This is a genomic window from Corynebacterium sp. KPL4035 (assembly GCF_037908325.1).
GTDB lineage: Bacteria > Actinomycetota > Actinomycetes > Mycobacteriales > Mycobacteriaceae > Corynebacterium > Corynebacterium kefirresidentii.
The window spans coordinates 1-23,181 of sequence record NZ_JBBMGF010000010.1; the positions used below are offsets into that span (position 1 = coordinate 1).

Consider the following 23,181-nt stretch of genomic DNA (forward strand, 5'->3'; position numbering starts at 1 on the left):
CCACTCCGCAGCGCGCCCGCGCTTCTCACACGTTAAGGAAGTCCCGCCCCACGCCCAAAGATCGCCTGCGTGGGCGCGACCGAGAGGAACGCCGCCGCCTCCAGCAAGAGGAACGCGCAAATCCAATGCGCCCGGATCCAACCCGGCGCGCCGGCGATTCGGTACCGGCGTCTAAGGAGCACAAGCAAGCGCCCAAGCAAGGTTGGGACGATAACCTCTATGACGAGGACTAAAACAAAAGAAAGGCCCGGAAACGGGCCTTTCTTTTTTTAGATGTAGTTTAAGCGCGCGCCTGTTTAAGTGCGTGCTGGGCGCAGGTCGCGCGGCAGGGCGAAGGTAATCGTCTCCGTAGAGGTAGTTACCTGTTCTACGTCGCTATAGCCACGCGCATCGAGAAATTCCAATACCTCGCGTACCAGCAATTCTGGTACAGATGCACCACAGGTGACTCCGACGGTGCGCACGCCTTCCAGCCAGGCATCGTCGATCTCCTTGGCAAAATCTACGAGGTGTGAAGCCTTAGCACCAGCCTCGAGCGCGACTTCGACCAGGCGCACCGAGTTAGAGGAGTTTTTAGACCCCACCACAATCATCAGGTCGCACTTGGGGGCAATGGCTTTGACGGATTCTTGGCGGTTTTGGGTGGCGTAGCAAATATCGTCTGAAGGCGGATCTTCCAGATGCGGGAAACGCTCGCGCAGTTTATTGACGATGGTGATCGTCTCATCCACCGAGAGCGTGGTTTGGGACAGCCAAATAAGCTTCTCGTCCTGCAGGAAATCCGGCAGCTTAGCAACGCCCTCGACGCCATCCACAAGGTGGGTAACCTCCGGTGCTTCGCCGGCGGTTCCTTCCACTTCCTCATGTCCTTCGTGGCCAACCAAGAGGATGTGATAGCCATCGCGCTGGAAGCGCTGGGCTTCCTTATGCACCTTGGTTACCAATGGGCACGTGGCGTCCAACGTTAGTTGCTTGCGCTGCGTTGCCTCTGCCCGAACGGCCGGGGAAATACCATGGGCGGAAAAGACTAGGTGGGCACCTTCTGGGGCTTCAGAGGCCTCGTCAACAAAGATGACGCCGCGTTCTGCCAAAGACTCTACGACGTAGCGGTTGTGCACGATTTGCTTGCGTACATAAATGGGCGCGCCGTACTTTTCCAGCGCCTTTTCTACGGTTTCAACCGCGCGATCTACGCCTGCGCAGTATCCGCGCGGCGCCGCGAGGAGAACATTTTTACCTTCAGTCATGGCTCCCAGAGTATCGAAACAGCACCCAAAACAATAGTGGGGCCCACCGCCACCATTCCGGCTACCCCGAGCGGGGCAATCATCTGCGCTGGCCCCTAAACTAGGCGGAAGAATACGGCAGACTGAAGAAAGGGAGGCTGTGTGAATCAACCGGCAAATACTCCGGATACTCCCTGGCCCGTTGGTAAAGTCAACGACCAAGTCAAGGGCTGGATCGAGCGCCTGGGCTACCTGTGGGTAGAGGGTCAATTAACCCAAATTAATTTCAAACCCACCTGGAAGCTGTCCTATCTCACGCTGCGTGATGTACAGCAGGAAAAGTCCGTGCAGCTGACCTGCCCATCATCAATGTTGCAGTCATTGTCAGCACCGCTAAAAGACGGCGACCGCGTCATTGTCCATGGCAAGCCGGCTTTTTATGCCGGCCGCGGTTCTTTTTCACTGTGGACCACGGAGATTCGTCATGTGGGCATAGGTGATCTACTCGCGCGCATTGAGAAATTGCGCCAGCAGCTTTCGGCAGAGGGACTTTTTGATCCTGCTCGCAAGCGGCCACTGCCTTACCTACCGCACAAAATCGGGCTGATTACCGGCCGCGGTTCGGCCGCGGAGCGAGATGTGATGGCGGTAGCTCATGATCGCTGGCCAGCGGTACAATTCCGAGTTCTCAATACCGCGGTTCAAGGTGCGAATACCGTTCCAGAGGTTATCGATGCCCTCCAGCAGCTAGATGCGGATCCAGAGGTAGACGTCATCATCATCGCCCGCGGTGGTGGCTCTGTAGAAGACCTGCTTCCCTTCTCAGAAGAAGCGCTGCAACGCGCGGTCGCGGCTGCTGGCACTCCGGTGGTCTCCGCCATCGGCCATGAGCCGGATAGCCCGGTGCTCGATAACGTCGCGGATCTGCGCGCTGCCACGCCTACCGACGCCGCAAAGCGCGTCGTCCCCTCCGTGGCCGAGGAGCGTGCCGTTATCGCAGAGGCACGCTCCCGGATGGCTGCCGCCTTGCGCGGCTGGGTGGAAAGGGAGCGACGCGGCCTGGACAATATTCGTTCCCGGCCCGTCATGGCAGACCCCATGACCCCCATTCGTACGCGCCGCGAGGAAATAGAGCGGACTCGTGCCACCATGCGCCGGGAAATTGAGGTCATGGTAGAACGCGAGACCCGCCACGTGGAGTCGCTGCGTGCTCGCGTTTCAGCTTTGGGACCTTCAGCTACTCTCGCCCGCGGGTATTCCATCGTCCAAGTGGTACCCAAAGATGGCTCCGGCCCCGAAGTTGTCACCTCTTATGAGCAATCCCCTCCCGGCGCGCAACTGCGCATCCGCGTGGGCGATGGGTCTATTACCGCTGTTTCTATGGCCTCCCAGGCCGCCGATTAATCACCGAACAAGGAGAAAACAATGTCAGAGGACACCATTGGCACCGGTCAACCAGGCCAGGATGCTTTTACCCCAGTAGAAAAATTGAGTTATGAGCAAGCCCGAGACGAGCTCATTGAAACCGTAAAGATCTTAGAGCTCGGGCAGATGGGCTTGGATGAGTCATTGAAGTATTGGGAGCGCGGCGAGGCCCTTGCCCGAACGTGCGAGGCACATCTCGACGGCGCAGCAAAGCGCGTTGAAGCAGCGCTCGAGAGGGCCGAAAAAGCAGACGCAGAAGGAGACGAGTAGTGCAGATTTATGGGTATCCAGGTGAGCGGGTGGATTTTGTGTCGAGGTCTGCGGCCGCCGGTTCCATCATGGCGGGAGACTCCCGGGAATTCGTAGAGGAATTCTTTGGCCCAGCACATACCCGCGATGATGACGAGGTGAGCTATTTCTCCCAATCCGTGGTGCTGCGCTTTACAGGCGATAAGGTACGCGAAATCGCTATTTATCCGCAGCGTTCCCAGCGTGAGCGCATCGATGTTTTTGTAGGAAAGACGCGCCTTAGCGGCTTAGATGAGGAATCCCTCGCAGAGGTCATTGCCCAGGCCGGCGACGGTCTTAGCGCCACCGCTGCGGCAGAAGGATTGGGCGAGGTTATTTTTCGGCTATAGGTGCGGAGTCGATAAACGCAGCGGTAGCAGCCTCAAAATCGCTATCGTCTGCGGCACCGGAGATAATGAGGCGGGCGTCGCCCAAATCTGTCACCCACAGGCGGCGCACGGAGTCGTCATCACTTTCTAGTACCCGCACTTGGTGCCCTTTGACCTCACGGGCAGATTCGATGCCGCGGTAGTTGGCGTCGTATTCCTTACCCGCATCATCGGCCGCCACCTGTGTCTGAGTAGACTCCACAAACCCTTGGTCAGCGGTCACCCAGCTGACCACGGTGGCGTTTTCTCCTCCCATATCAACGCGGCGGGCAGCATTAGCCTCCCAGCCCTCTGGCATATCAGGATTGCGAATAGCGCCAATTCCTGCGCGAGCTTGGGTTTCAAGGAAGGTTTGTTCATCCACTTCCTGCACCGCTCCCTGTTGAGTTTCGGAATTGATCGAGCATAGGCCGGTCGCTCCTACGGCCAGCAGCATCATGATCACCACGACGGCGAGGGACAGGGAGATATCCTTCGCGCCTTCAAAAATCTTTGGTCTTTCTTCTGCAGCCACGCGCCTTAGTATCGCACGGTGTGCTTCCAAAAAGCCACACGGCCCATTCTCCCCCGAAAGTTTGATGAATCCCCCACAAATGGGGCGCAAAATCAGACCCATTAGAGCAAAAAGTGCGAGAATGGAAAGGTAGAGCATCAAGGGGAACACCCCTCGATGAGAAAACTATGGAAGGCAACCACTACACATGTCCGAAAATACGTCTTATCTTCCTGACCGCAACCTGGCGATGGAACTGGTTCGTGTCACCGAGGCAGCAGCGCTCGCTTCCGGCCGTTGGGTAGGCCGCGGCCAGAAGAATGAGGGCGATGGCGCGGCGGTCGACGCAATGCGCAAGCTCATCAATTCCGTAGCCATGAACGGCGTCGTTGTCATTGGTGAGGGCGAAAAGGATGAGGCCCCTATGCTATTTAACGGCGAAGAGGTAGGCACCGGCGAGGGCGCCGCCATGGATATCGCCGTGGACCCCGTTGACGGAACTCGTTTGATGGCAGAAGGCCGCCCCAACGCTATCTCCGTCATCGCGGCCGCAGAGCGCGGAACCATGTATGACCCTTCCGCAGTCTTCTACATGGAAAAGATTGCTGTTGGCCCAGAAGCAGTCGGCGCTATCGACATCAACGAGTCAGTGGAGTGGAACATCAACTCCGTGGCCAAGGCGAAGAATATCCGCCCGGAAGATCTGACCGTCGTGGTCCTTGACCGCCCGCGCCACGAGCAGCTCATCTCTGAAATTCGCGCCGCCGGCGCAAAGGTGCGCCTCATTATGGATGGCGACGTTGCAGGCGCCATCGCCACCTGCCAGGATTCCAATTCCATCGACATGATGATGGGCATCGGCGGCACCCCAGAAGGCATCATCACCGCCTGCGCTATGCGCTGCATGGGCGGCGAAATCCAGGGCAAGCTGTGGCCAAAGGATGAAGAGGAAGCAGAAAAGGCCCGCGCAGCCGGCCACGATTTGGACCGCGTCCTTAAGACCACTGACTTGGTCTCCTCCGAAAACTGCTACTTCGCTGCCACCGGCGTGACCAATGGTGACATGCTGCGCGGTGTTTCCTACCGCAATTCCGGCGCTACTACCCGCTCACTGGTTATGCGTTCCAAGTCCGGCACCATCCGCTACATCGACTCCATCCATAAGCTATCCAAGCTGCAGGAATATTCCGTAGTGGATTACACCACCCCGACCAAAAACTAGGGGGCACCCCCGAAGGCGGCCCTCCTGGTAGATCTCCGCCATACTGGAAAGCACACACTACCCAATTAACTGAGGTGATCTTCACATGACTGAATACCGCATCGAACATGACACCATGGGCGAAGTAAAGGTTCCTGCAGATGCCCTGTGGCGAGCACAGACCCAGCGCGCAGTGGACAACTTCCCTATCTCCGGCCGTGGCCTCGAAAATGCGCAGATTCGCGCACTTGGCCTCCTTAAGGCAGCTTGTGCTCAGGTAAATAAGGATTCCGGCAAGTTGGACGCGGACAAGGCCGATGCCATTATCGCCGCCGCTACTGAAATCGCCGAGGGCAAGCACAATGATGCTTTCCCTATCGACGTTTTCCAGACTGGTTCGGGCACCTCGTCCAATATGAATACCAATGAGGTTATCGCCTCCTTGGCACACCAGAATGGCGTGGAGATTCACCCGAATGACCACGTGAATATGGGCCAGTCCTCTAATGACACTTTCCCCACCGCCACCCACGTTGCCGCTACTGAGGCCGCCGTTAATGACCTCATTCCGGGCTTGAAGGTTCTGCACGAGTCCCTGAGCAAGAAGGCCAAGGAATTCGCCGACGTGGTCAAGGCGGGCCGTACCCACTTGATGGACGCCACCCCGGTTACCCTCGGTCAAGAATTCGGTGGCTACGCCCGCCAGATTGAGCTGGGCATCGAGCGGATCGAGGCCACCCTGCCACGCTTGGGCGAGCTGGCCATCGGCGGTACCGCCACCGGCACCGGCCTGAATACCTCTGCGGACTTTGGCGCTAAGGTCACCGAAGAGCTCAAGAAGCTCACCGGTGTTGCGGAACTAAAGGAAGCAGAGAACCACTTTGAGGCACAGGCCGCACGCGATGGCTTGGTGGAGTTCTCCGGCGCCATGCGCGCGGTTGCTGTGTCCCTTAATAAGATTGCTAATGACCTCCGCATGATGGGCTCTGGCCCACTGACCGGCCTGGCAGAGATTCACCTGAAGGACCTGCAGCCAGGTTCCTCCATCATGCCGGGTAAGGTCAACCCGGTCATTCCGGAGGCCGTCACCATGGTTGCCGGCCAGGTGGTGGGCAATGACGCCGCAGTCGCCTTCGGCGGTGCCCAGGGCCACTTCGAGCTCAATGTCTTCATCCCGATGATGGCACGCAACGTGCTCGAGTCTGCTCGCCTGCTATCCAATGCCTCCCGCGTCTTCGCCGATAAGTGCATCGATCACATCGAGGCCAACGAGGAGCGCATGAAGCACTTTGCGGAGTCTTCCACTTCCATCGTGACCCCGCTCAACTCTGCTATTGGTTACGAGAACGCGGCCAAGGCCGCCAAGCATGCCTTGCATGAGAAGATCACTGTTCGCCAGGCCGTCATTGATTTGGGCTTTGTCGATGGCGAAAACCTCACCGAGGAAGAGCTGGATAAGCGCCTCGATGTGCTGAGCATGACTAACCGCGACCGCGATAACTTCTAAGTATCCGCCGCACCGCTACCCCGCCCGGGCAGGACCCGGGCGGGGTTTCGCATGCCTGGGGTAAGGGGGACGTCGGCAAGAGCAATGGCACATCTCACATAAAGAAGGATGCACCTCTAAAATCACCCTTTTTGCACTTGGTGCAAGTTTGCACCGAGTGTAACGTTGCATGACGTGCAAGAAGAACTATCACTACGCGAGCAGAAACGTCTCGAGACGCGCCTGCGCATAGAGGATGCCGCCACAAAACTGGTGGATGAACAGTCCTTTAGCGCAGTCACCATTGAGCGGATCTGCGAAGTAGCCGGTATTTCTCGGCGCACCTTCTTCAATTACTTCGATTCCAAGGAATCCGCCGTTTTGGGCGCTCCAAGCACCGAGTTTACGGAAGAGATGCGGGAACTCTTCCTTAATGAGCCAACGACCAGCATGGTAGACCTCGTCCTTCAGTTGGTCAGACGGCATATGGAAGGCCACCACATCAACCCGACTATCCGGGATCGCCGCAAACGCATCTCCAATGATCCAGATGCAGCTGCGGCGGCAATAAGCCGGAAGCGAGCAAAATCCATTGAGCTCATCGATCTCATTGAAGAGCGCCTTAACAAAGAACCGGAGCTTCGCGTCCTTGACAGCTGCTCTTCTAGCACCGAGGCGATGCTCATCGCCGGCCTCGTCCGTGAGGCACTTTGGTTGGCGATGGCATCCCCGGATGCAGATTGCAGCCTAGACCTCGGCGCGCGTCTCGATACTTCCCTCACGCTAATAACAGAATTTATGAAAGGAATGCGATGGTAGATACGGCTGCTAAGGCCCCCTCACAGGGCCAGTCCCGCGCCGATAACCTCGGGCTTATTTTCTCGGCCCTAATGCTCACCATGCTGATGAGCTCCTTGGGCCAAATGATCTTCTCTTCTGCTCTTCCAACCATCGTTGGTGAGCTCGGCGGCGTCGACCACATGAGTTGGGTCATCTCCGCCTTCCTTGTCACCATGACCATCGCCATGCCTATCTCCGGCAAGCTGGGTGACATGTTGGGCCGCAAGTGGCTCTACATTGGGGGTATCGCCACCTTCGTCGTGGGATCCACCCTCGGTGGCTTTGCCAACTCCATGTCGCTGCTGATTATCGCCCGCGCCGTGCAAGGCTTTGGCGCTGGATTCATGATGATCTCTTCGCAATCCATCATCGCCGAGGTCACCTCCTCCCGTGAGCGCGGCAAGTTCATGGGCATCATGGGCGGCGTCTTTGGCCTGTCTTCCGTCCTCGGCCCCGTCCTCGGCGGCTGGTTCACCGATGGCCCAGGTTGGCGCTGGGGCATGTGGATGAACATCCCGCTTGGCATCCTCGCCATCATCGTGTGCACCTTGGTGCTACACCTGCGCGTCGGTGAGGCCGACATGAAGCGCTTTGACTGGCTCGGCGCAACCTTCATCGCCATCACCACCGCTTCCCTTATTCTCATGACCACCTGGGGCGGCACCGAGTACGAGTGGGGCTCGTCCATGATCCTCACCTTAGGTGCCATCACCATCATTGGCGCCATCATCACCATCCTGGTGGAGCTGCGCGCCAAGGAACCGCTCATTCCAGTTCGCCTATTCAAAAACCGCAACATGGCCCTTACTACCCTGTCCGGCGTGGTACTGGGCCTGGCAATGTTCGGTGTTCTGGGCTACATGCCTACTTACTTGCAGATGGTGCACACCCTGACCCCAACCAAGGCGGGTCTGATGATGATCCCGATGATGGTGGGTCTTATCGGCACCTCCACTGGCGTGGGCTTCATCATTGCCCGCACCGGCCACTACAAGGTCTACCCCATCATCGGCCTAGCCATTACCGCTGGTGCATTGTTCTGGATGTCTCACCTGACCGTAGAGACTTCCCTGAAGCAGCTGGGCTGCGAGTTCTTGGTCTTCGGCATCGGCCTGGGCATGGTTATCCAGGTCCTCGTGCTCATCGTCCAGAACTCCTTCCCACTGTCCCAGGTGGGTACCGCTACCGCGGCGAATAACTTCTTCCGCCAAATCGGTTCCGCACTGGGTGCTTCCCTGGTTGGCTCCATGTTCATCCACAATATGAAGGATGAGATGGCCACCCGCATGCCAGAAGCCTTCCAAAAGATGGGCCCTGAGGGCGCCGCCTATGCAGAAAAGTTTGGCAATGCCGACGGCGGTGCCAATAGCCTCACCCCAGATTTGGTCGCGTCCTTCCCCAAGCCAATCGAGGAAGCAATCCTCAATTCCTATAATGACGGCCTGACCCCGGTTATCGCTCTGATGGTTCCGTTGGTCATCGTCGCGCTCCTTCTCCTCCTGCCTCTGCGCGAGGAGCGACTGAAGGAAACCATTGACTAATGTCGCTCACACCTGCAGAAACTGTGGCTACAAGCCAAGAGCTGCATGCCTTGCGCGATGCACTCCCGCTTGCCGACGCCCCCATTGAATCCGCCCTCGGCTATGCTCCTGGCGGCCTGCAGGCGGCATTGGATGTTCATGCCAACCCCATCGAGGTATGGCGCACCAGGGACTATCTAGTTTCCTTAGCCCGCGCACACGGTATCCCAATCCCGCGCTTTAGCCGCTTGAGCGATAACATGCGCTCATCGGCGCAGCGCTGGTTCGGCCCCTGGGACGTTCCTACGATGTAGCGCCCCACACGCCCCGCTCTCGGCGGGGTATTTTTTATTGCCAGAAACCCATCTGCCGCAGAACTTGGGACCCAATTCCCAAAATGGCAACGATGGCGGCAATGATGCCGATTGCCGCGCCGGCGCTCGATCCTCCGCCACTGCCGCTTATCGCTGGCTTTTTGGTGACCGCTACCGTCTGGTTCAGTGCTTCTCCAGCCGGGCGAGTTTCCCCGTTGCGCAGCAGGTATGGAGTAATACGCACCTCGGCCGTGCCTTCCTGCAAAGCCTCATATGTGCCTTCAGAATGCACCGCCAGAACCTCCGGATCGGACGAGGTTAGCGATGACCCCGGCACCCCCTAACCGGGCACCGTCCCATCCCGCAATGCTGAGACCAATGCTGCCGGAATCGCCCACATGGGTACCGCCGCTAAAACGTAGCCGCGCTTGCCCGTGCGGCTTCCGGTACCGCAATGGGAAATGCGTGCCGTCCTTCGAGGCGCTCTGGGGCGCCCGACACCGCGTGCTCGGAATAATGGCCGGCCGTCGTGCTGCCAACCTGTGCCTGGGCAAAATAGTGGTTGGCTGGGTTAAGCAGGCTGTAAATATGCCCCGCACCGTCAGAATAGGAACCGTTAGAGCGAATGAGCTGATTCCACTCGCTACCAGAACCGCCATCAGTAGACCAGTTAGCAATGGCGCGTTCCATCGGTGAAGAAGTGAGGTTTTCTGCGAAAAAGGCGCCGGACTTTACCGTCCACGGCTCCTCCCCGTCTCCACGGCGATGATCAAAATCGTAGTTTTCCTCCGCAGCGCGCTGCATCGCGGAGTGTTCCAATCCCCTGCTCCAGGATATGCCGTTGATATATGCGGTGCGGTCCGGTGCGACGTCGCGAAGCCTAGCACCAGCAAACGGAAGATTGGCATCCCAGGCCTTGGCGCGCAACTCATGCAACTGGCGGGTCACCGTCTCGATATGGGACTGTAGCTCAGGAGTGGCAAACACATAGGCCACACCACCATCAACCTGGGTGATGTCCAACTGGGCAACAGGCACCGAGCCTGCGGAGGGATAGGACAGCTCCCGCTGTAGGAACAGAAAGCGCCCCTGCCGTCATAGCCGCAACGGTGGACAAAGCAAGGGCACGAGTACGCACAGACATTTAAAAGCCTTAGAGAGATAGCGTACGAATACTCTCTTAACTTTATTCCTGTGCGCTGGGAAAAGCTAACGCTTCTTTTCCTCCGGCTTGGGCAAAAGCAGCTCGTATACATCAGTATCGCGCCACTGGCCCGCAAGCTCGCCGTAGGTCATCTTCGCCATGTGAGAGTAAGTGCCCACCTTCACGAATCCACGGGACTTATGCAGCCCCGCAGAACCGGCGTTTTCAGGGAAGATCCACGAGTGGATAGCCCACTTGTGCAGGTCCTTACATACCTCAATCAAGCGATCCAAAAGCGCGCCGCCGATGCCGCGGCCCTGCGCCTCGGAGCCCAAGTAAATAGAATCCTCCACTACTCCGTGGAAGACGGTGCGGGTAGATACCGGCGCCGCAGACACCCATCCCAAGACCTTCGAATCATCATCGGCTTCAACAGCCACATGCAACGAGGGCATGATTTTGCCGGCTTTGAATTCTTCAAAGGTCAGGGAACGGGTCTCGTAGGTGGCGTGCCCAGTATTGAGTCCCTGTTCATAGATCTCTCGCATCTGGGGATAGTCCGCCGCGGTAAAGGGGCGGATGCGGAAATCTTTCTTCTTTTCGTCCGAAGACGTCTGCTTGGCGTTCTCGCTCATATGCAACATTATTACTGGGCAATGCCCAGCTTCGCCACGCTGTACACATCACGATCGCCATACGCGAACATGCCTGGCCTAATCGCCGCCTTCCAGCAGGTCGGTGACGAGCTCTGCAATGGCGGAACGCTCAGAGCGCTGCAGCGTAATATGCGCAAAAAGCTCGTGCCCCTTGAGCTTTTCAATCACTGCCTGGACGCCATCGTGACGGCCCACGCGCAGGTTATCGCGCTGCGCTACGTCATGGGTGAGCACCACCCGCGAGCCCTTGCCCAGCCGAGAGAGCACGGTGAGCAAGACATTGCGCTCCAAGGACTGTGCCTCGTCCACAATGACGAAGGCATCATGCAGGGAGCGGCCGCGAATATGCGTCAAGGGCAAGACCTCAATCAGGCCGCGCTCATGGATTTCTTCCATGACGTTTTCAGACACCAAGCCTTCCAAGGTGTCATAGACTGCCTGCGCCCATGGGTTCATCTTGTCCGATTCGGTGCCCGGAAGGTATCCCAACGACTGCCCACCTACCGCATACATCGGGCGGAAGACTACGATACGGCGGTGTTCGCCGCGCTCGAGTACAGCTTCCAATCCGGCGCACAGGGCGAGTGCCGATTTACCAGTGCCGGCGCGTCCGCCAATGGAGACGATTCCGATATTTGGATCCATCAGCAAGTCCAAAGCTATGCGCTGCTCCGCGGAGCGTCCTTGCAGGCCGAAGGCATTGCTATCGCCGCGCACGAGCTCCACCACACCTTCCGCGGTGATGCGCCCCAGCGCGGACTGCGCTCCCGCTACTAGGGTAAGTCCGCAATGGACTGGTAGCTCCTCCACGGCAGTGCCCTTTTCAGTGTGAATGCCGTCTAGCATGACTTCCCCATCACGGTAGAGGGCGTCGATGACATCCGAGCTGGTTTGCACGGTTGCCATTCCGGTATAGCCGGTCAGAACCACATCCTGGGCGTGGTACTCATCCGCCTGTACACCCACTGCGCCGGCTTTCACGCGCAGTGGCACGTCCTTGGTGACTAGCACGGTATCTTTACCTTCGTGTGCAAGGTTGAGGGCGCAGGCCAGGATACGGTGGTCCCCCTCTGGGCCACGGAAGGCAGAGGGCAACAAGGATTGGTCTTGATGGTTCAATTCCACGCGCAGGGTGCCGCCATCTACGTTCACGGGGACCGGCTGGTCTAGCGCCTCATAGGTAGCGCGCAGTTCCTCCAAAAAGCGAAGAGCTTGGCGGGCGAACCAGCCAAGCTCTGGGTGATGACGTTTTCCTTCCAGTTCAGAGATAACCACAACGGGAAGGACCACATCGTGCTCTGCGAATTTGCGCAGAGCCCAAGGGTCAGAAAGCAAGACCGAGGTATCCACTACATAAGTCTTGGTAGCGACGGTGTTATCGGTTGTGGCAAGCGGAGTAGAAAGTACAGAGGGACGAGTCATGGTGGCAGGGTTCTCCCTTGAAATGCGGTAGATCAAACTTCTTCCGTATAGCCCCAAATTCCGGGGTTGCCACCCAACGTAGGCACCGAAGGTTGAAATTACATGGGTGCAAGATGAACTTTAAGAAAACGAAAAATCCCTCCGCAGCAGATGCTGCGAAGGGATTACCTCAAAAAGAGCTTTTTACTTCTCTACGGAAGAGGTGAACTTTCCGCTCTCATCCTGGAGCCAGGAGATAACGCCATTGTCGAACTGCTGGGTCCAGCCCTTGCCCTCAGTAGCCTTCTCCTCGGCAGCCTTAGGCAGGCCTACCTCTGCGTCCAGACCGCCCTGCTCCTTCCAGGTTTCAGCGATCTTGCCGACGATTGGCTGAGCTTCATCGCCATCCTTAGCCATAGCCAGCAGGTTGCCGCCATCGAAGGTTGCCAAAGAACCCTTATCGGAGGACTCTACGCTCTGTACGTCGCCCCACTCAGCCTTCTTCTCCTCGATGGCAGACGCCAGAGCTGCCGGAACCTCCTGGTCGCCATTGGCGGTGGAGACGGTCTTGGTGTCGCCGTCCTTGGAATCAGCATCCTCAGACTCGGAACCATCCGCATCCTCAGACTCGGAGGATTCCGCGTCCTTATCCTTTTCGGAGGTAGCTTCATCAACGGCGGAGCCAGCAGCGTCGGAAGCATCAGCTGCTACGGAACCGGCGGTGTCCTTAGCGTCGTTAGCTGCATCCTCGGCATCGGAGCAAGCTACGAGAGCAACGGACAGGGTTGCGGCAGCAAAGCCACCTACGATACGACGAGTCATCTTCTGCATTTCTGCATCATCCTTTCATCAAGAAAGTAAGTTAATTCTAATTTTTATTAAATCGCCCTTCATGACGAACGAAGCCCACCATAATGACACCACCCAGCGGGCGCCACCCACACGGACAGGAAGCAGACAGCAAATACTAAAGTACTACCTCCGTTTGCGCTGCTTAAAAGCCTTCTTTTTATTTTGTAACGAATTGTTAACGTTTCTTCGCGCTTGCTTAGCCCTCGCCTTTTCCCTGGCGCTTCGCTTCGGTTTCTCCTGCCGTGAGGACCGTGCGGTGCGGCCCTTGGCGACGCCCACGAAGTCCTGAATTGCCTCTCCGTCATCCTCCTTGCGCCATACCAGCGCAATCTCCGTCACCGGCACGGACTCATCCTTTAGCCCGAGTGGCACCACCTGTTTCTTGCTGAGCACCTTGAGCAGGGGGCGCGGTGCAATCGCGATTCCCACATTGGCTGCCACCACTTGGAGGGCATCGCGGACCGCGGGGACATCAACGAGCCCGGAATCGGCGAGGCGGTAGTTGAGGTGTTCATCTGCGACGTCGGCAAGCGTGAGTTCCTCGCCTACTTCGGCATAGACCGAGTCCTTCGGAACCGCAATTCCTGGAGTCTCTTTATAAAGGCGCACCACATGAAAGGAGTCATCCACGCGGGCATCCGGCAGACGCGCGAGGGCCACATCCACCTCTCCACCTAGCAGCGGAGCTAGCGCATCGTCTGCATCAACGGTGTATAAACCACCATGAGCAGTATTTTCTTCGAATCGGCGGAACCACTTTCCAGGCTCCGTACCGGTGGCAAAAGCTAAGCGCAGCATAGAGGACAGTCTACTGAAAGTGCTACGGTAAAAGCGTGACTGAAGAACATAAGCAACCATCCGGCACCGCCATGCGTGCCCAGACCGCAGCGAAGAAGCTTGGCATCTACCTGCCCGCTGCGCCGGACGAGTTTCAAAATAGTGCCATTAGCCACGAAGAGCTGCGCGAATTGCAGCATAACCCGCCCGAGTGGCTGCAAACCTTGCGTCGCGAGGGTCCTCACCCCCGCCCGGAAGTCGCCCATAAGCTAGGCATCTCTGTTACCGCGCTCAAGAAAAACGATATGGATAAGCCGCTAACCACAGCGGAAATCAATCAGCTCCTCCAAGAGCAACCAGAATGGCTCCAGCAGGCCCGCGCCACCATGGCGCAGGCCCGTGGACATGAGGTAAAGGACTAGACCAGCTTCCAGTCCTCGAGGCCCTCATACAGCGGGTAGTGCTGGGCAATCTTGTCCACGCGTGCGCGGAGGGCCTCCACATCGGCGTTCTTGCCCTGTACCAAGGCGGTGCCGATGATATCTGCGACCTCGGTAAAGGCCTCAGCATCCAAACCGCGGGTTGCCAGCGCAGAGGTACCAATGCGCAGGCCAGACGTGACCATCGGCGGACGAGGGTCATTCGGGACGGCATTGCGGTTAACAGTGATGCCTACTTCATGCAGCAGATCCTCTGCCTGCTGGCCATCCAACTCGGAATTTCGCAGGTCAGCCAAGACCAAGTGCACGTCGGTGCCGCCGGTGAGCACGTCCACGCCAGCCGCCTTAGCATCCTCCTCGGTAAGGCGCTCCGCCAGAATGCGAGCACCCTCCAAGGTGCGCTCTTGGCGCTCCTTAAACTCCTCGGTCGCGGCAATCTTCATGGCAATGGCCTTCGCAGCGACTACGTGCATCAGCGGTCCGCCCTGCTGCCCTGGGAAGACGTTGGAATTGATCTTCTTGGCATACTCCTGCTTGGCTAAAATCATGCCGGAGCGTGGGCCACCCAGGGTTTTGTGCACGGTGGTGGACACGATATCAGCGTGCGGCACCGGGCTCGGGTGCAGGCCGGCGGCCACGAGGCCAGCGAAGTGAGCCATATCTACCCATAGGTAAGCGCCGACCTCATCAGCAATTTCACGGAAGGCCGCAAAATCCATGGTGCGCGGGTAAGCAGACCAGCCACCAATAATAACCTTTGGCTTCTCTTTCAGCGCTTGCTCCCGCAGCTTATCCATGTCCACGCGCATGGTCTCTGGGTCCACCTCGTAGGCGGCAACATCATAAAGCTTGCCGGAGAAGTTCAACTTCATGCCGTGAGTCAGGTGACCGCCGTGAGCGAGGGACAAGCCCAAAATCTTGTCTCCTGGCTCAGCAATGGTGGACAGCACCGCAGCGTTCGCCTGCGCACCGGAGTGTGGCTGAACATTGGCGAATTCCGCGCCAAAAAGCTCCTTCGCGCGGTTACGAGCCAGGTCCTCCACGACGTCGACATGCTCGCAGCCTCCGTAGTAGCGGCGGCCTGGGTAGCCTTCAGCGTACTTATTGGTGAGCACGGAGCCCTGCGCCTGGAGCACAGCGCGAGGCACAAAGTTCTCAGAAGCGATCATTTCCAGAGTTTCGCGCTGGCGGGAAATCTCTCCCTGGATAGCGCCGAATACGTCCGGGTCAAGGTCGCGGAGGTCAGAGGTAAAAGAAGCCATAAAGTGTGGTCCCCTTCTCAATATCAAGCGGTATGGGCTGCTGCATATCTTATCGTGCCCAGCACCCGAAGGGGGCATACTTTTACCCATGGATTAGGCAAGTGCGACAATAGAGCCATGGCGCGCACATTGGATTCGAGTCCCTACCTAGATTTTGACCGCGAGACCTGGCGTGGTTTGCGTAAATCCATGCCCCAGGTGCTCACGGAGACCGAGGTTGAAAAACTTCGCGGCCTAGGAGACCGCATTGACCTAGATGAGGTGGCTGATGTCTACCTCCCTCTCTCCCGCCTTATCCACATGCAGGTCACAGCGCGCCAGCAGCTCACCTCAGCTACTGAATCTTTCTTGGGTAACCCTCCAACGCACGTTCCGTTTGTCATCGGCGTGGCAGGTTCGGTAGCGGTAGGAAAATCCACCACTGCCCGTCTCCTACAGGTGCTTCTGCAGCGTTGGGATTCTCACCCCGAGGTCGCGCTCGTTACTACCGACGGCTTCCTCTTCCCCACCAAGACCTTAAAAGAACGCGGTCTCATGCAGCGCAAGGGATTTCCGGAATCCTATGACCGGCGCGCATTGCTCCGCTTTGTCACCGACGTAAAATCAGGAAAGCCACTGGTCAAGGCTCCGCTGTATTCGCATATCAGCTATGACATCGTGGACGGAAAATACCAGGAAGTCCATCAACCTGACATCCTGATCCTAGAGGGTCTCAATGTGTTGCAAACAAGCCCTACGCTCACCGTGGCGGATCTCTTTGACTTTTCAGTCTACGTTGATGCCCGCACCGATGATATCGAGCAGTGGTATATTAATCGCTTCCTCACCCTGCGCCACACCGCTTTCCGCGAACCTAATGCCCACTTCTCTGCCTTTGCAGATATGGACGATGAGGAAGCGCGCGCCCAAGCCCGTGAAATTTGGCAGTCCATCAACCTGCCCAACCTCGTAGAAAATATCCTGCCCACCCGCATACGAGCCTCCCTCGTACTCAAAAAGGGCTCGCATCACTTGGTGGAACAAGTGCGGATGCGCAAGCTCTAGCGCTTATTTACCAAAGCGGCGCGAACGTTGGGAATAGTCCCGCAGGGCACGGAGAAAATCCACCTTGCGGAATGCCGGCCAGTAGGTATCTGTAAACCAGATCTCCGAGTACGCGGCCTGCCATAGGAGAAAGCCCGAAAGTCGTTGTTCACCAGAGGTACGGATAACCAGGTCTGGGTCCGGAAGCCCCTTAGTGTACAGGTGCTCACCAATAGATTCTGCGGTGACGCGATCCGCCATCTCCGCAGCAGAGGTTCCTTTCTCGGCTTCCGCGCGCACCAAGTTCTGCACTGCGTCCACGATTTCTTGGCGTCCGCCATATCCCACTGCCACATTGACGATGACTCCGGTATTGTCCTTAGTTTCCGCTGCCGCCGCCACCATGCGCTGGCGAATATCATCCGGGAGCAGATCAAGGTGGCCGACAAGGCGGACTTGGCAACCGACATCGCTGTGGGATAGGTGCATAACCACATCCGAGATGATGTCAAAGAGCAGCTCTACTTCTTGTTCGCTGCGCTTTAGATTCTCCGTGGACAGCAAATAGATGGTGACTACTTCGATATCGGTATCGCTGCACCATGAGATCATCTCTCCAATTTTCTTCGCGCCTTGGCGGTGACCGTGGCTGATATCGGTAAAACCAGCCTCGCGCGCCCACCGGCGATTGCCATCGGCCATGATGGCAATGTGTTTGGGCTGCGGCTTGCCTTTAATAAGGCGCGCCAGACGCGCTTCATAAGCCGGGTAAGCCAGCTGTTTGAGAGAACTCACGCTCATTAGTCTATCCGCCTAGAAAATGGACTTTTTGCGGTTATCGTAAATGCCAGCTTCTTTCATCGCCTCATCCACGGCTTCCTCATCAAATGGATCGATACCGTGGTCTTCCGCAAACATCATGCGGCGGCGGAAGCGTGAGTAACGGCGGTGAAAATTCCATCCCGCGATTAACACTGCAACTCCCATTAGGGCCAAGATCAGCAAGCCGATGGGCGAAGCTTTGCCAAATTCAGGACCCATTGGACCGCCTTCGGCGCCCTGGGTGCCTTGAGCAAGTACAAATGCATCATTTGCGGCTAGAACGAAAGAGCCATACACGCTCATGTCTTAAGCCTCCTCTTTTTCTTCGATGCCTGCAAAAAGGTTGTTTTCTGGCAAGGAGGTAGAAACGCGGGTTTTCGCCAGCTCAAACTCCTCGGTGGGCCACAGGCGTTGCTGTACCTCCACCGACGTCGCCAAGAAAGCACCAGCCGGATCAATCTGCGTGGCATGCGCACGCAGAGCCTCCTCGCGATTGCTGAAATAGTCTGCGCATTCCACCTGGGTCGTTACACGCGCCATGATATCTCCAAACGCGGTGTCCCAGCGCGCCAGCATCGGCCCATAGGGGCTAGTTTTGCCCTCCTCCAAGAGCAAATCATGGAATATCTTCATGCGCTGATAGACGAAGCCATGCGAGTAGTACAGCTTTAGCGGCGTCCACGCCTCACCCAACTCTGGGTGATACTCGGCATCGCCGGCCTTTTCCCACGCAATCATCGAGGCCCGATGCACCATCAAATGATCTGGGTGCGGATACCCGCCATTTTCGTCATAGGTGATGATGACGTGTGGGCGAAACTCGCGGATCACCTGGACAAATTCCTGCGCAACGGTGTCGTCTCCCTGCAACGCAAAGCAGCCCTCCGGTAGCAGCTCTTCCATAGACTTGCCTTCAACCGGATCCGGCAAACCGGAGTCGACGTAGCCCAGCCAGCGATGGTGCACGCCTAGCGCACGCGCAGCTTTAGCCATTTCTTCCCGACGAACCTCGCCCATATGTTCCTTGATCCCAGGGCGGTCCATGGCGGGGTTAATCACATCGCCGCGCTCGCCGCCGGTACAGGTCAGCACCAAAACCTCGTTGCCTTCTGCGGCATAGCGCGCGGTGGTTGCAGCCCCCTTGGAAGACTCATCGTCCGGGTGCGCGTGGATAGCTAGTAGGCGAAAATCGCTCACTGAAAATCCATCCCCTTATAAATCTAGGTTCTTTGAACAGATGATTATCCTAGTAGATAATTGGAAAACAGTGGTCCTCGGCTAGAGTGGGAAGCATGACTTCCGCCGGAAAATCTCGCTCAGCCGCCCGCTATGGCTCTCGGGGGCCTTCTGAAAAGAACTCAGGTAGCTGGACTAATAAGGCGCTGGTGCTGATCTTTATCGCCATTTTTATCGCGCTCATCTTCTTTGGCTTCCGGTACTTTCAACAAAAGGAGCGCGTGAACGCGCAGGTTTCCATCGTGACCCAAGAGGTTTTGAGCGATGACACCACCCGCGTCTGGGTCGACGTCACCCGTAACCACACCGATGAAGAGGCTTATTGCATTGTCCAAGCCTTTGATTATTCCAAGTCCGAAGTAGGCCGACGCGAGTTTCCTGTTCCCGCTGGCGGAAATGAAACCCAGCGTATCGCTGTTGACGTCCCGACCAACGCCCGCGCCGTCGCTGGCGGCGCTTATGGTTGCTCTGGCAATATCCCCGAATACTTGGATATGGATAACCCTGACTACGCGGAAAGCCGCTAGCCGCGTGTGCTAGGATTTGTAGCGCCTAGAACTGGGCATTTGCCTAGTTCCACTTTTACTTATGGCCCCAGGGACAACTAGGGGCTTTGACCACAATTCCTATCTACGGAAGGTTGCAGAATGGCTGAGCAGCAAAAGCAGTACATCACCCCAGAAACCAAGGCGAAGCTCGAGGCCGAGCTGCAGGAGCTTATCGATCATCGCCCAGTAGTCGCGGCTGAGATCAACGAGCGCCGTGAGGAAGGCGACCTCAAGGAGAACGCCGGTTACGATGCTGCTCGTGAAATGCAGGACCAGGAAGAGGCCCGCATCAAGCAGATCTCTGAGGTCCTCGCGAATGCCACCACCGAGCGCGGTGCTGTTCAGGAGGGTGTAGCCCACACTGGTTCCGTAGTTCACGTTTACTACAACGGCAACAAGGACGATAAGGAGACCTTCCTCATCGGTACCCGCGCCGCTGCTTCTGACAACAAGGATTTGGAAACCTATTCGGAGCAGTCGCCACTGGGCGCTGCCATCCTCGGCGCGCAGGAAGGTGAGACCCGCGAGTACACCGCTCCGAATGGCAAGACCATTTCCGTCACCATCGAATCCGCTGCGCCGTATGATTCTGCTAAGGCCGCTACTCCGCGCGAGTCCTAAACTTTAAGCCAATTACCACTTTGGAGAAAGAGCATATCCCCATGAAGAAGTTCTCCCGTTACGCTGCCGCTGGTCTCGTCTTCACCGCCGGCCTCTCCCTCGCTGCTTGCCACCCACCCAACCAGCAGGACTCTGATTCCAAGGTAGAAAATGCTTCTACCTTCACTGGTGAGGCCCCAATGCAAAAGGACGCTGACACCAGCTCTTCCGCACCTGAGTCCGTTGTTCAAGAGCAGCAGCCTGTAGTTGAGTCCGGTGTCCCTGAGGAGCCAGCACAGCCGCACCTGAATGGTACCGCCACCGAGCTGCCGCAGCAGTAAAAAGACGGAAGGGCCGAGGGTTTCCTCGGCCCTTTTTCATGTTATTTTTCCACGTTTACTTCCCGCACCCAGTCCCCGATTACGCCGGGCACTACAGCGGGCGGCTCGCCTAATAGGTCGCGTTTATTGGGGTCCCTTTCGACCTGCGTAGTCACGGACTTTACGCGCTTTTTCTCACTATCCTTACCGCGCATCCCCATCATCGGGCCATAAGCCCGCGCCCCGCCAGTAGAACGACCGGCATTGCCCCCGCGCGTTGCTGCGCTGTTTTCGCCGCTTCCGGTTCCAATACCAAGGCTGCCGCCCGCACCGGCACGCATACCGGGTCCTCCTACGGTTCCTGTACTGGCGCCAAGACCTGCGCGCGAACCAACTCCAGCGTAGGGAATTGCCGCGCCAGTTCCGCGTCCAAGGCTTTGGCCCAGTTGCGCACCTCTTCCGGCATGCCTTATATCGGCGCTACTGCTTAAGATTCCCGGGCCGGCTCCGAACCCACCACGCAGTGGCTGTTGCTTACCAAGAGCACCGCGACCGGCATCTGCAGGCCTTCCGGATGCCATCATCGGTGCCATACTCCCGCTCGCGGAATGCGCATTAGCTGGTGGCGCAACCGGGCCGCTACCGTTGAGCGCCCCCGTACTCACTCCAGCACCAACGGGATGTGCTGTGCCACTAGGAACCTGCCCCATCACCCCATTCGCTGCGACAGCCCCCGGCATCGATGCCCCTTGGGTGGATACTTCGTTGCCCCCAATGGTTACTTGTTCTCCCAGCCCCAGCCCTTCCAGCGCATTTCTGCCACTAGTATGCATCTGCTGGTGAAAATCGCTGATTTCCTGCGGGCTCATCCCCACAGCATCCAACCCGTTCACGTTTCCATTGACAACGTCAAAGTTTCCGGGGCCCAAATCGCCTCGCGCAATCGCCTCAGCAATCTTTTTCGGCCACACCACTGCTTCGGTAGTGTAGCGCTGAGCATCACCTTCTACTCCGACGAGTCCCGCATCGACGCCTCCGCCTCCCGACGCCGGCGATTGCTCCATCAATGCATGCTGGTAAGGCATGGCCTCTATGGCGAATCGCTGCAGGTCTGGTTGCAGCATGGCCAATGCGGCCTTTTCCGCAACTTCGCGCTCCACTGGTTCTGGGATTGCCATCACTTCCATAGCCATAGCCATCGCCGCCGGCTGCATCCCCATGAGCTTGGCATGGAATCCGGTTAGCTTCTCCCCCATGACCTTTGCATTTGCCACAAAATGGCTTCCCGACGCCGCCACCTCCCGAATCTTCGCCGCAGCCCGCGACGTAGCCTCGCTGTCATTCTCACTTTCCAAAGACCCGGCTGCTTCCTCTAACCCGCTGACAATATCGTCGACTTCCGACGCCAATGAGCTCCACCGCGCATTTGCCTCCGACACATTCCAAATCTGTGTCGACATCAGGTCCGTCGCGAGCTTCACGATGTCTGTACCCACATTCACCACCGGCATAGAAAACCCGAAGGGACTGTACCCTGGCTCCGGCTGGTTCATAATCGGCATCGACTCTACGCCTATGTCCCCACCCGCATCCGCAATCTCCATTCCCCTACTATTCGCGTCCTCCTGCGCCTGAAAACCCCGTGCTTCTCGACCTAAGCTGTCATCCAACCATTCAAGTTGTTGAGAAAACGCCCTAATCGAATTACTAGCCGAGCCTGGATCTGTCTCAAGCACTCGCTGGTGGACGGCCCCGACATGGTCTATCCCAATTACTGGAGAGAATCCCGCAGTAAGTGGTGACCTAGCTTGCGCTACTAGTGAGTTCATTTCGCGCCGCATTGTTGAAGTTTTTAATGCTGCAGACAAGATACTTTCCGTACGAATTTTCATTCTTCCCCCGAATTATTCATTAAAGTATTTCAGCCATTATTTGCTCGACTTCCGAGCATTTCTCTTGAAGATTGCTTTCAAAGCCGTAACCAGAATGGCTCACGGTAATATAGCCACGCTCTGTCTGAACTCCGCCAGTACAGAACATGTCATCAAACAACTCATTTTTGACAAATCCCACTGGCAACAGTTTTTCATCACCGTCCGACTTTTTGAGTTCTAACAGTTCCTCATCCGCCGGAGTCCTTATCGAGCTCGAAAATCCCACGACTCCCGATCGTTGAGAAGTGTCTGTAAGAGAATATGTGCAAAGAGAGAAGCCAGATTCCCTTACTACATCTCCTTCTAACTTCCCGACTCCCATATTTTTCAAAGCTTCATCTGGAATCTCCGTACACGGATCGAAAAGCTCGAAACTTGGATCAGCCGGATCGAATTCCCCCAGTGGCGGTAGGACACCGGATGATTCTCCCGGCCCCGTGGCGCCGGCCTCCCCCGGTTGGCCGGCGCCTTGCACATTTTCCTCGCCGTCGGTGCGTGCCGATTCCCCCCGATTGCTGTCCGCGTCATCCCCCAGGTCCCCGTTGGTTCCCCCTGCACCGTCGGCCGAACTAATGCCGCCAGTCTCGTCCACATTCGTGGTTTCCTCTGACGCGCTCCTCGTACCGATGTCCGCAACGCAGCTACCCAGCACAACGGAGCTACTGACCATCAACGTTGCTACGGTTACCTGACGCTTCACAACAATCCTTCGCGCACTCACTTTCTGACGAGAGGAACAAGATAGTGAAGAAGAGAACTCTTCACTTCGTTTTCCTGTTCCGGTACACAGCATGCACGGAACTCCACGAATTTTCTACGCAACCAAGAAGGTTAACGGCGATTTAACAAAATTATTCGCCCCATATGTCACATCCATAACGCCTAAAAGGCGAAGTTTCCTGCTTATTAGCTGTACTACTCCTGAGACCACCCTTCTAGACCAAATAAAGCCTAAACCCTCACTTTATCCCCCGAACTACCCCA

28 protein-coding genes and 1 pseudogene are annotated in these 23,181 nt (G+C 57.2%); 15 read left to right on the top strand and 14 right to left on the bottom strand.

Annotated features, from left to right (window positions below):
* Positions 1-233: pseudogene (locus tag WMP96_RS09205) on the top strand (DUF6542 domain-containing protein); the annotation flags it as partial.
* A gap of 63 nt (positions 234-296) precedes the next feature.
* Here WMP96_RS09205 and WMP96_RS09210 read toward each other — a convergent pair.
* The gene (locus tag WMP96_RS09210) at positions 297-1,247 is read right to left on the bottom strand and encodes a 4-hydroxy-3-methylbut-2-enyl diphosphate reductase (protein ID WP_301716331.1); all 951 of its coding nucleotides are present in this window, start codon (positions 1,245-1,247) and stop codon (positions 297-299) included.
* 141 nt (positions 1,248-1,388) lie between these two features.
* On the opposite strand from WMP96_RS09210, the gene xseA reads away from it, so the two are divergent.
* Genes xseA through WMP96_RS09225 form a run of 3 tightly spaced genes read left to right on the top strand, consistent with a single transcriptional unit; the run spans position 1,389 to position 3,289 of the window.
* On the top strand, positions 1,389-2,630 hold the full coding sequence (xseA, locus tag WMP96_RS09215; protein WP_023021877.1) for an exodeoxyribonuclease VII large subunit: 1,242 nt from the start codon (positions 1,389-1,391) through the stop codon (positions 2,628-2,630).
* Positions 2,631-2,651: 21 nt separating this feature from the next.
* Positions 2,652-2,921 (top strand): exodeoxyribonuclease VII small subunit, encoded by a 270-nt coding sequence (locus WMP96_RS09220; protein ID WP_023021878.1) that lies wholly within the window; start codon positions 2,652-2,654, stop codon positions 2,919-2,921.
* The gene (locus tag WMP96_RS09225) at positions 2,921-3,289 is read left to right on the top strand and encodes a hypothetical protein (RefSeq protein ID WP_023021879.1); all 369 of its coding nucleotides are present in this window, start codon (positions 2,921-2,923) and stop codon (positions 3,287-3,289) included. The genes WMP96_RS09220 and WMP96_RS09225 overlap by 1 nt, the downstream gene beginning before the upstream one ends.
* Here WMP96_RS09225 and WMP96_RS09230 read toward each other — a convergent pair.
* Complete coding sequence (locus WMP96_RS09230) at positions 3,273-3,842, bottom strand: DUF4245 domain-containing protein (RefSeq protein WP_301716330.1); 570 nt, start codon at positions 3,840-3,842, stop codon at positions 3,273-3,275. The genes WMP96_RS09225 and WMP96_RS09230 overlap by 17 nt on opposite strands.
* Positions 3,843-4,029: 187 nt before the next feature.
* Between WMP96_RS09230 and glpX the strand changes: the two genes are divergently transcribed.
* From glpX to WMP96_RS09255, 5 genes are all read left to right on the top strand, one after another.
* Entirely contained in the window at positions 4,030-5,043 is a 1,014-nt protein-coding gene (gene glpX, locus WMP96_RS09235) for a class II fructose-bisphosphatase (RefSeq protein WP_023021881.1), read from the top strand.
* A gap of 85 nt (positions 5,044-5,128) precedes the next feature.
* Complete coding sequence (locus WMP96_RS09240) at positions 5,129-6,529, top strand: class II fumarate hydratase (RefSeq protein ID WP_239205332.1); 1,401 nt, start codon at positions 5,129-5,131, stop codon at positions 6,527-6,529.
* Between the two features lie 174 nt (positions 6,530-6,703).
* Positions 6,704-7,327, top strand: a complete 624-nt coding sequence (locus tag WMP96_RS09245; RefSeq protein WP_301716329.1) for a TetR/AcrR family transcriptional regulator — start codon at positions 6,704-6,706, stop codon at positions 7,325-7,327.
* Positions 7,321-8,889 carry an MDR family MFS transporter gene (locus WMP96_RS09250; protein ID WP_023021884.1) on the top strand — a complete coding sequence of 523 codons (1,569 nt, stop codon included), beginning with the start codon at positions 7,321-7,323 and terminating at the stop codon, positions 8,887-8,889. Before WMP96_RS09245 ends, WMP96_RS09250 begins: the two co-directional genes overlap by 7 nt.
* Complete coding sequence (locus WMP96_RS09255) at positions 8,889-9,182, top strand: DUF2316 family protein (RefSeq protein WP_239205328.1); 294 nt, start codon at positions 8,889-8,891, stop codon at positions 9,180-9,182. The genes WMP96_RS09250 and WMP96_RS09255 overlap by 1 nt, the downstream gene beginning before the upstream one ends.
* Before the next feature lie 34 nt (positions 9,183-9,216).
* Here WMP96_RS09255 and WMP96_RS09260 read toward each other — a convergent pair whose 3' ends face one another.
* The 6 genes from WMP96_RS09260 to WMP96_RS09285 form a co-directional block, all read right to left on the bottom strand.
* A complete protein-coding gene (locus WMP96_RS09260) occupies positions 9,217-9,474 on the bottom strand; it encodes a hypothetical protein (RefSeq protein WP_340433060.1) in 258 nt (85 codons plus the stop codon).
* 119 nt (positions 9,475-9,593) lie between these two features.
* The gene (locus WMP96_RS09265; RefSeq protein WP_301716328.1) at positions 9,594-10,220 is read right to left on the bottom strand and encodes a hypothetical protein; all 627 of its coding nucleotides are present in this window, start codon (positions 10,218-10,220) and stop codon (positions 9,594-9,596) included.
* 171 nt (positions 10,221-10,391) lie between these two features.
* Positions 10,392-10,970 (bottom strand): GNAT family N-acetyltransferase, encoded by a 579-nt coding sequence (locus WMP96_RS09270; protein WP_340433063.1) that lies wholly within the window; start codon positions 10,968-10,970, stop codon positions 10,392-10,394.
* Positions 10,971-11,039: 69 nt separating this feature from the next.
* Positions 11,040-12,404, bottom strand: a complete 1,365-nt coding sequence (locus tag WMP96_RS09275) for a PhoH family protein (RefSeq protein ID WP_200287831.1) — start codon at positions 12,402-12,404, stop codon at positions 11,040-11,042.
* A 183-nt stretch (positions 12,405-12,587) separates the two neighbouring features.
* Entirely contained in the window at positions 12,588-13,214 is a 627-nt protein-coding gene (locus WMP96_RS09280; protein ID WP_023021889.1) for an LGFP repeat-containing protein, read from the bottom strand.
* A 144-nt stretch (positions 13,215-13,358) separates the two neighbouring features.
* On the bottom strand, positions 13,359-14,033 hold the full coding sequence (locus WMP96_RS09285) for a LysR family transcriptional regulator substrate-binding protein (RefSeq protein WP_239208018.1): 675 nt from the start codon (positions 14,031-14,033) through the stop codon (positions 13,359-13,361).
* A gap of 71 nt (positions 14,034-14,104) precedes the next feature.
* Between WMP96_RS09285 and WMP96_RS09290 the strand changes: the two genes are divergently transcribed.
* Positions 14,105-14,434 carry a DUF5997 family protein gene (locus WMP96_RS09290; RefSeq protein ID WP_023021891.1) on the top strand — a complete coding sequence of 110 codons (330 nt, stop codon included), beginning with the start codon at positions 14,105-14,107 and terminating at the stop codon, positions 14,432-14,434.
* On the opposite strand, the gene glyA is transcribed toward WMP96_RS09290, so the two are convergent.
* Complete coding sequence (gene glyA, locus WMP96_RS09295; protein ID WP_340433067.1) at positions 14,431-15,714, bottom strand: serine hydroxymethyltransferase; 1,284 nt, start codon at positions 15,712-15,714, stop codon at positions 14,431-14,433. The two genes, WMP96_RS09290 and glyA, sit on opposite strands and share 4 nt — an antisense overlap.
* 117 nt (positions 15,715-15,831) lie before the next feature.
* On the opposite strand from glyA, the gene coaA reads away from it, so the two are divergent.
* Complete coding sequence (gene coaA / locus WMP96_RS09300; RefSeq protein WP_023021893.1) at positions 15,832-16,758, top strand: type I pantothenate kinase; 927 nt, start codon at positions 15,832-15,834, stop codon at positions 16,756-16,758.
* Between the two features lie 3 nt (positions 16,759-16,761).
* Here the strand turns inward: coaA and WMP96_RS09305 are convergent, their stop codons facing one another.
* Genes WMP96_RS09305 through mca form a run of 3 tightly spaced genes read right to left on the bottom strand, consistent with a single transcriptional unit; the run spans position 16,762 to position 18,756 of the window.
* Positions 16,762-17,538: an isoprenyl transferase gene (locus WMP96_RS09305; RefSeq protein ID WP_239205320.1), complete on the bottom strand. Its 777-nt coding sequence runs from the start codon at positions 17,536-17,538 to the stop codon at positions 16,762-16,764.
* Between the two features lie 12 nt (positions 17,539-17,550).
* Positions 17,551-17,862, bottom strand: a complete 312-nt coding sequence (locus WMP96_RS09310; protein WP_023021895.1) for a hypothetical protein — start codon at positions 17,860-17,862, stop codon at positions 17,551-17,553.
* A 3-nt stretch (positions 17,863-17,865) separates the two neighbouring features.
* Positions 17,866-18,756 (bottom strand): mycothiol conjugate amidase Mca, encoded by an 891-nt coding sequence (mca, locus tag WMP96_RS09315; RefSeq protein ID WP_239205318.1) that lies wholly within the window; start codon positions 18,754-18,756, stop codon positions 17,866-17,868.
* A gap of 95 nt (positions 18,757-18,851) precedes the next feature.
* Between mca and WMP96_RS09320 the strand changes: the two genes are divergently transcribed.
* The 3 genes from WMP96_RS09320 to WMP96_RS09330 all read left to right on the top strand — a co-directional run bounded on the left by WMP96_RS09320 (position 18,852) and on the right by WMP96_RS09330 (position 20,284).
* Positions 18,852-19,322, top strand: coding sequence for a DUF4307 domain-containing protein (locus WMP96_RS09320; RefSeq protein ID WP_023021897.1), 471 nt, complete (start codon positions 18,852-18,854; stop codon positions 19,320-19,322).
* A gap of 120 nt (positions 19,323-19,442) precedes the next feature.
* Positions 19,443-19,964: a transcription elongation factor GreA gene (gene greA / locus WMP96_RS09325; protein ID WP_200287834.1), complete on the top strand. Its 522-nt coding sequence runs from the start codon at positions 19,443-19,445 to the stop codon at positions 19,962-19,964.
* A gap of 41 nt (positions 19,965-20,005) precedes the next feature.
* Positions 20,006-20,284 (top strand): hypothetical protein, encoded by a 279-nt coding sequence (locus WMP96_RS09330; RefSeq protein ID WP_023021899.1) that lies wholly within the window; start codon positions 20,006-20,008, stop codon positions 20,282-20,284.
* Between the two features lie 41 nt (positions 20,285-20,325).
* On the opposite strand, the gene WMP96_RS09335 is transcribed toward WMP96_RS09330, so the two are convergent.
* A complete protein-coding gene (locus WMP96_RS09335) occupies positions 20,326-21,537 on the bottom strand; it encodes a hypothetical protein (RefSeq protein WP_340433074.1) in 1,212 nt (403 codons plus the stop codon).
* Between WMP96_RS09335 and WMP96_RS09340 the strand changes: the two genes are divergently transcribed.
* A complete protein-coding gene (locus tag WMP96_RS09340; RefSeq protein WP_340433077.1) occupies positions 21,518-21,898 on the top strand; it encodes a hypothetical protein in 381 nt (126 codons plus the stop codon). The genes WMP96_RS09335 and WMP96_RS09340 overlap by 20 nt on opposite strands.
* Before the next feature lie 276 nt (positions 21,899-22,174).
* Here WMP96_RS09340 and WMP96_RS09345 read toward each other — a convergent pair whose 3' ends face one another.
* A complete protein-coding gene (locus WMP96_RS09345; protein ID WP_301716324.1) occupies positions 22,175-22,897 on the bottom strand; it encodes a DUF3558 family protein in 723 nt (240 codons plus the stop codon).
* Positions 22,898-23,181 lie beyond the last annotated feature (284 nt).

Excerpts from the sequence above, each read along its gene's own strand:
- WMP96_RS09210 (WP_301716331.1), bottom strand. The coding sequence starts at position 1,247 with ATGACTGAAGGTAAAAATGTTCTCCTCGCGGCGCCGCGCGGATACTGC.
- WMP96_RS09220 (WP_023021878.1), top strand. The coding sequence starts at position 2,652 with ATGTCAGAGGACACCATTGGCACCGGTCAACCAGGCCAGGATGCTTTT.
- glpX (WP_023021881.1), top strand. The coding sequence starts at position 4,030 with ATGTCCGAAAATACGTCTTATCTTCCTGACCGCAACCTGGCGATGGAA.
- WMP96_RS09240 (WP_239205332.1), top strand. The coding sequence starts at position 5,129 with ATGACTGAATACCGCATCGAACATGACACCATGGGCGAAGTAAAGGTT.
- WMP96_RS09250 (WP_023021884.1), top strand. The coding sequence starts at position 7,321 with ATGGTAGATACGGCTGCTAAGGCCCCCTCACAGGGCCAGTCCCGCGCC.
- WMP96_RS09255 (WP_239205328.1), top strand. The coding sequence starts at position 8,889 with ATGTCGCTCACACCTGCAGAAACTGTGGCTACAAGCCAAGAGCTGCAT.
- WMP96_RS09270 (WP_340433063.1), bottom strand. The coding sequence starts at position 10,970 with ATGTTGCATATGAGCGAGAACGCCAAGCAGACGTCTTCGGACGAAAAG.
- WMP96_RS09275 (WP_200287831.1), bottom strand. The coding sequence starts at position 12,404 with ATGACTCGTCCCTCTGTACTTTCTACTCCGCTTGCCACAACCGATAAC.
- WMP96_RS09280 (WP_023021889.1), bottom strand. The coding sequence starts at position 13,214 with ATGCAGAAGATGACTCGTCGTATCGTAGGTGGCTTTGCTGCCGCAACC.
- WMP96_RS09285 (WP_239208018.1), bottom strand. The coding sequence starts at position 14,033 with ATGCTGCGCTTAGCTTTTGCCACCGGTACGGAGCCTGGAAAGTGGTTC.
- WMP96_RS09290 (WP_023021891.1), top strand. The coding sequence starts at position 14,105 with ATGCGTGCCCAGACCGCAGCGAAGAAGCTTGGCATCTACCTGCCCGCT.
- glyA (WP_340433067.1), bottom strand. The coding sequence starts at position 15,714 with ATGGCTTCTTTTACCTCTGACCTCCGCGACCTTGACCCGGACGTATTC.
- coaA (WP_023021893.1), top strand. The coding sequence starts at position 15,832 with ATGGCGCGCACATTGGATTCGAGTCCCTACCTAGATTTTGACCGCGAG.
- WMP96_RS09305 (WP_239205320.1), bottom strand. The coding sequence starts at position 17,538 with ATGAGCGTGAGTTCTCTCAAACAGCTGGCTTACCCGGCTTATGAAGCG.
- WMP96_RS09310 (WP_023021895.1), bottom strand. The coding sequence starts at position 17,862 with ATGAGCGTGTATGGCTCTTTCGTTCTAGCCGCAAATGATGCATTTGTA.
- WMP96_RS09320 (WP_023021897.1), top strand. The coding sequence starts at position 18,852 with ATGACTTCCGCCGGAAAATCTCGCTCAGCCGCCCGCTATGGCTCTCGG.
- greA (WP_200287834.1), top strand. The coding sequence starts at position 19,443 with ATGGCTGAGCAGCAAAAGCAGTACATCACCCCAGAAACCAAGGCGAAG.
- WMP96_RS09330 (WP_023021899.1), top strand. The coding sequence starts at position 20,006 with ATGAAGAAGTTCTCCCGTTACGCTGCCGCTGGTCTCGTCTTCACCGCC.
- WMP96_RS09340 (WP_340433077.1), top strand. The coding sequence starts at position 21,518 with ATGACCTTTGCATTTGCCACAAAATGGCTTCCCGACGCCGCCACCTCC.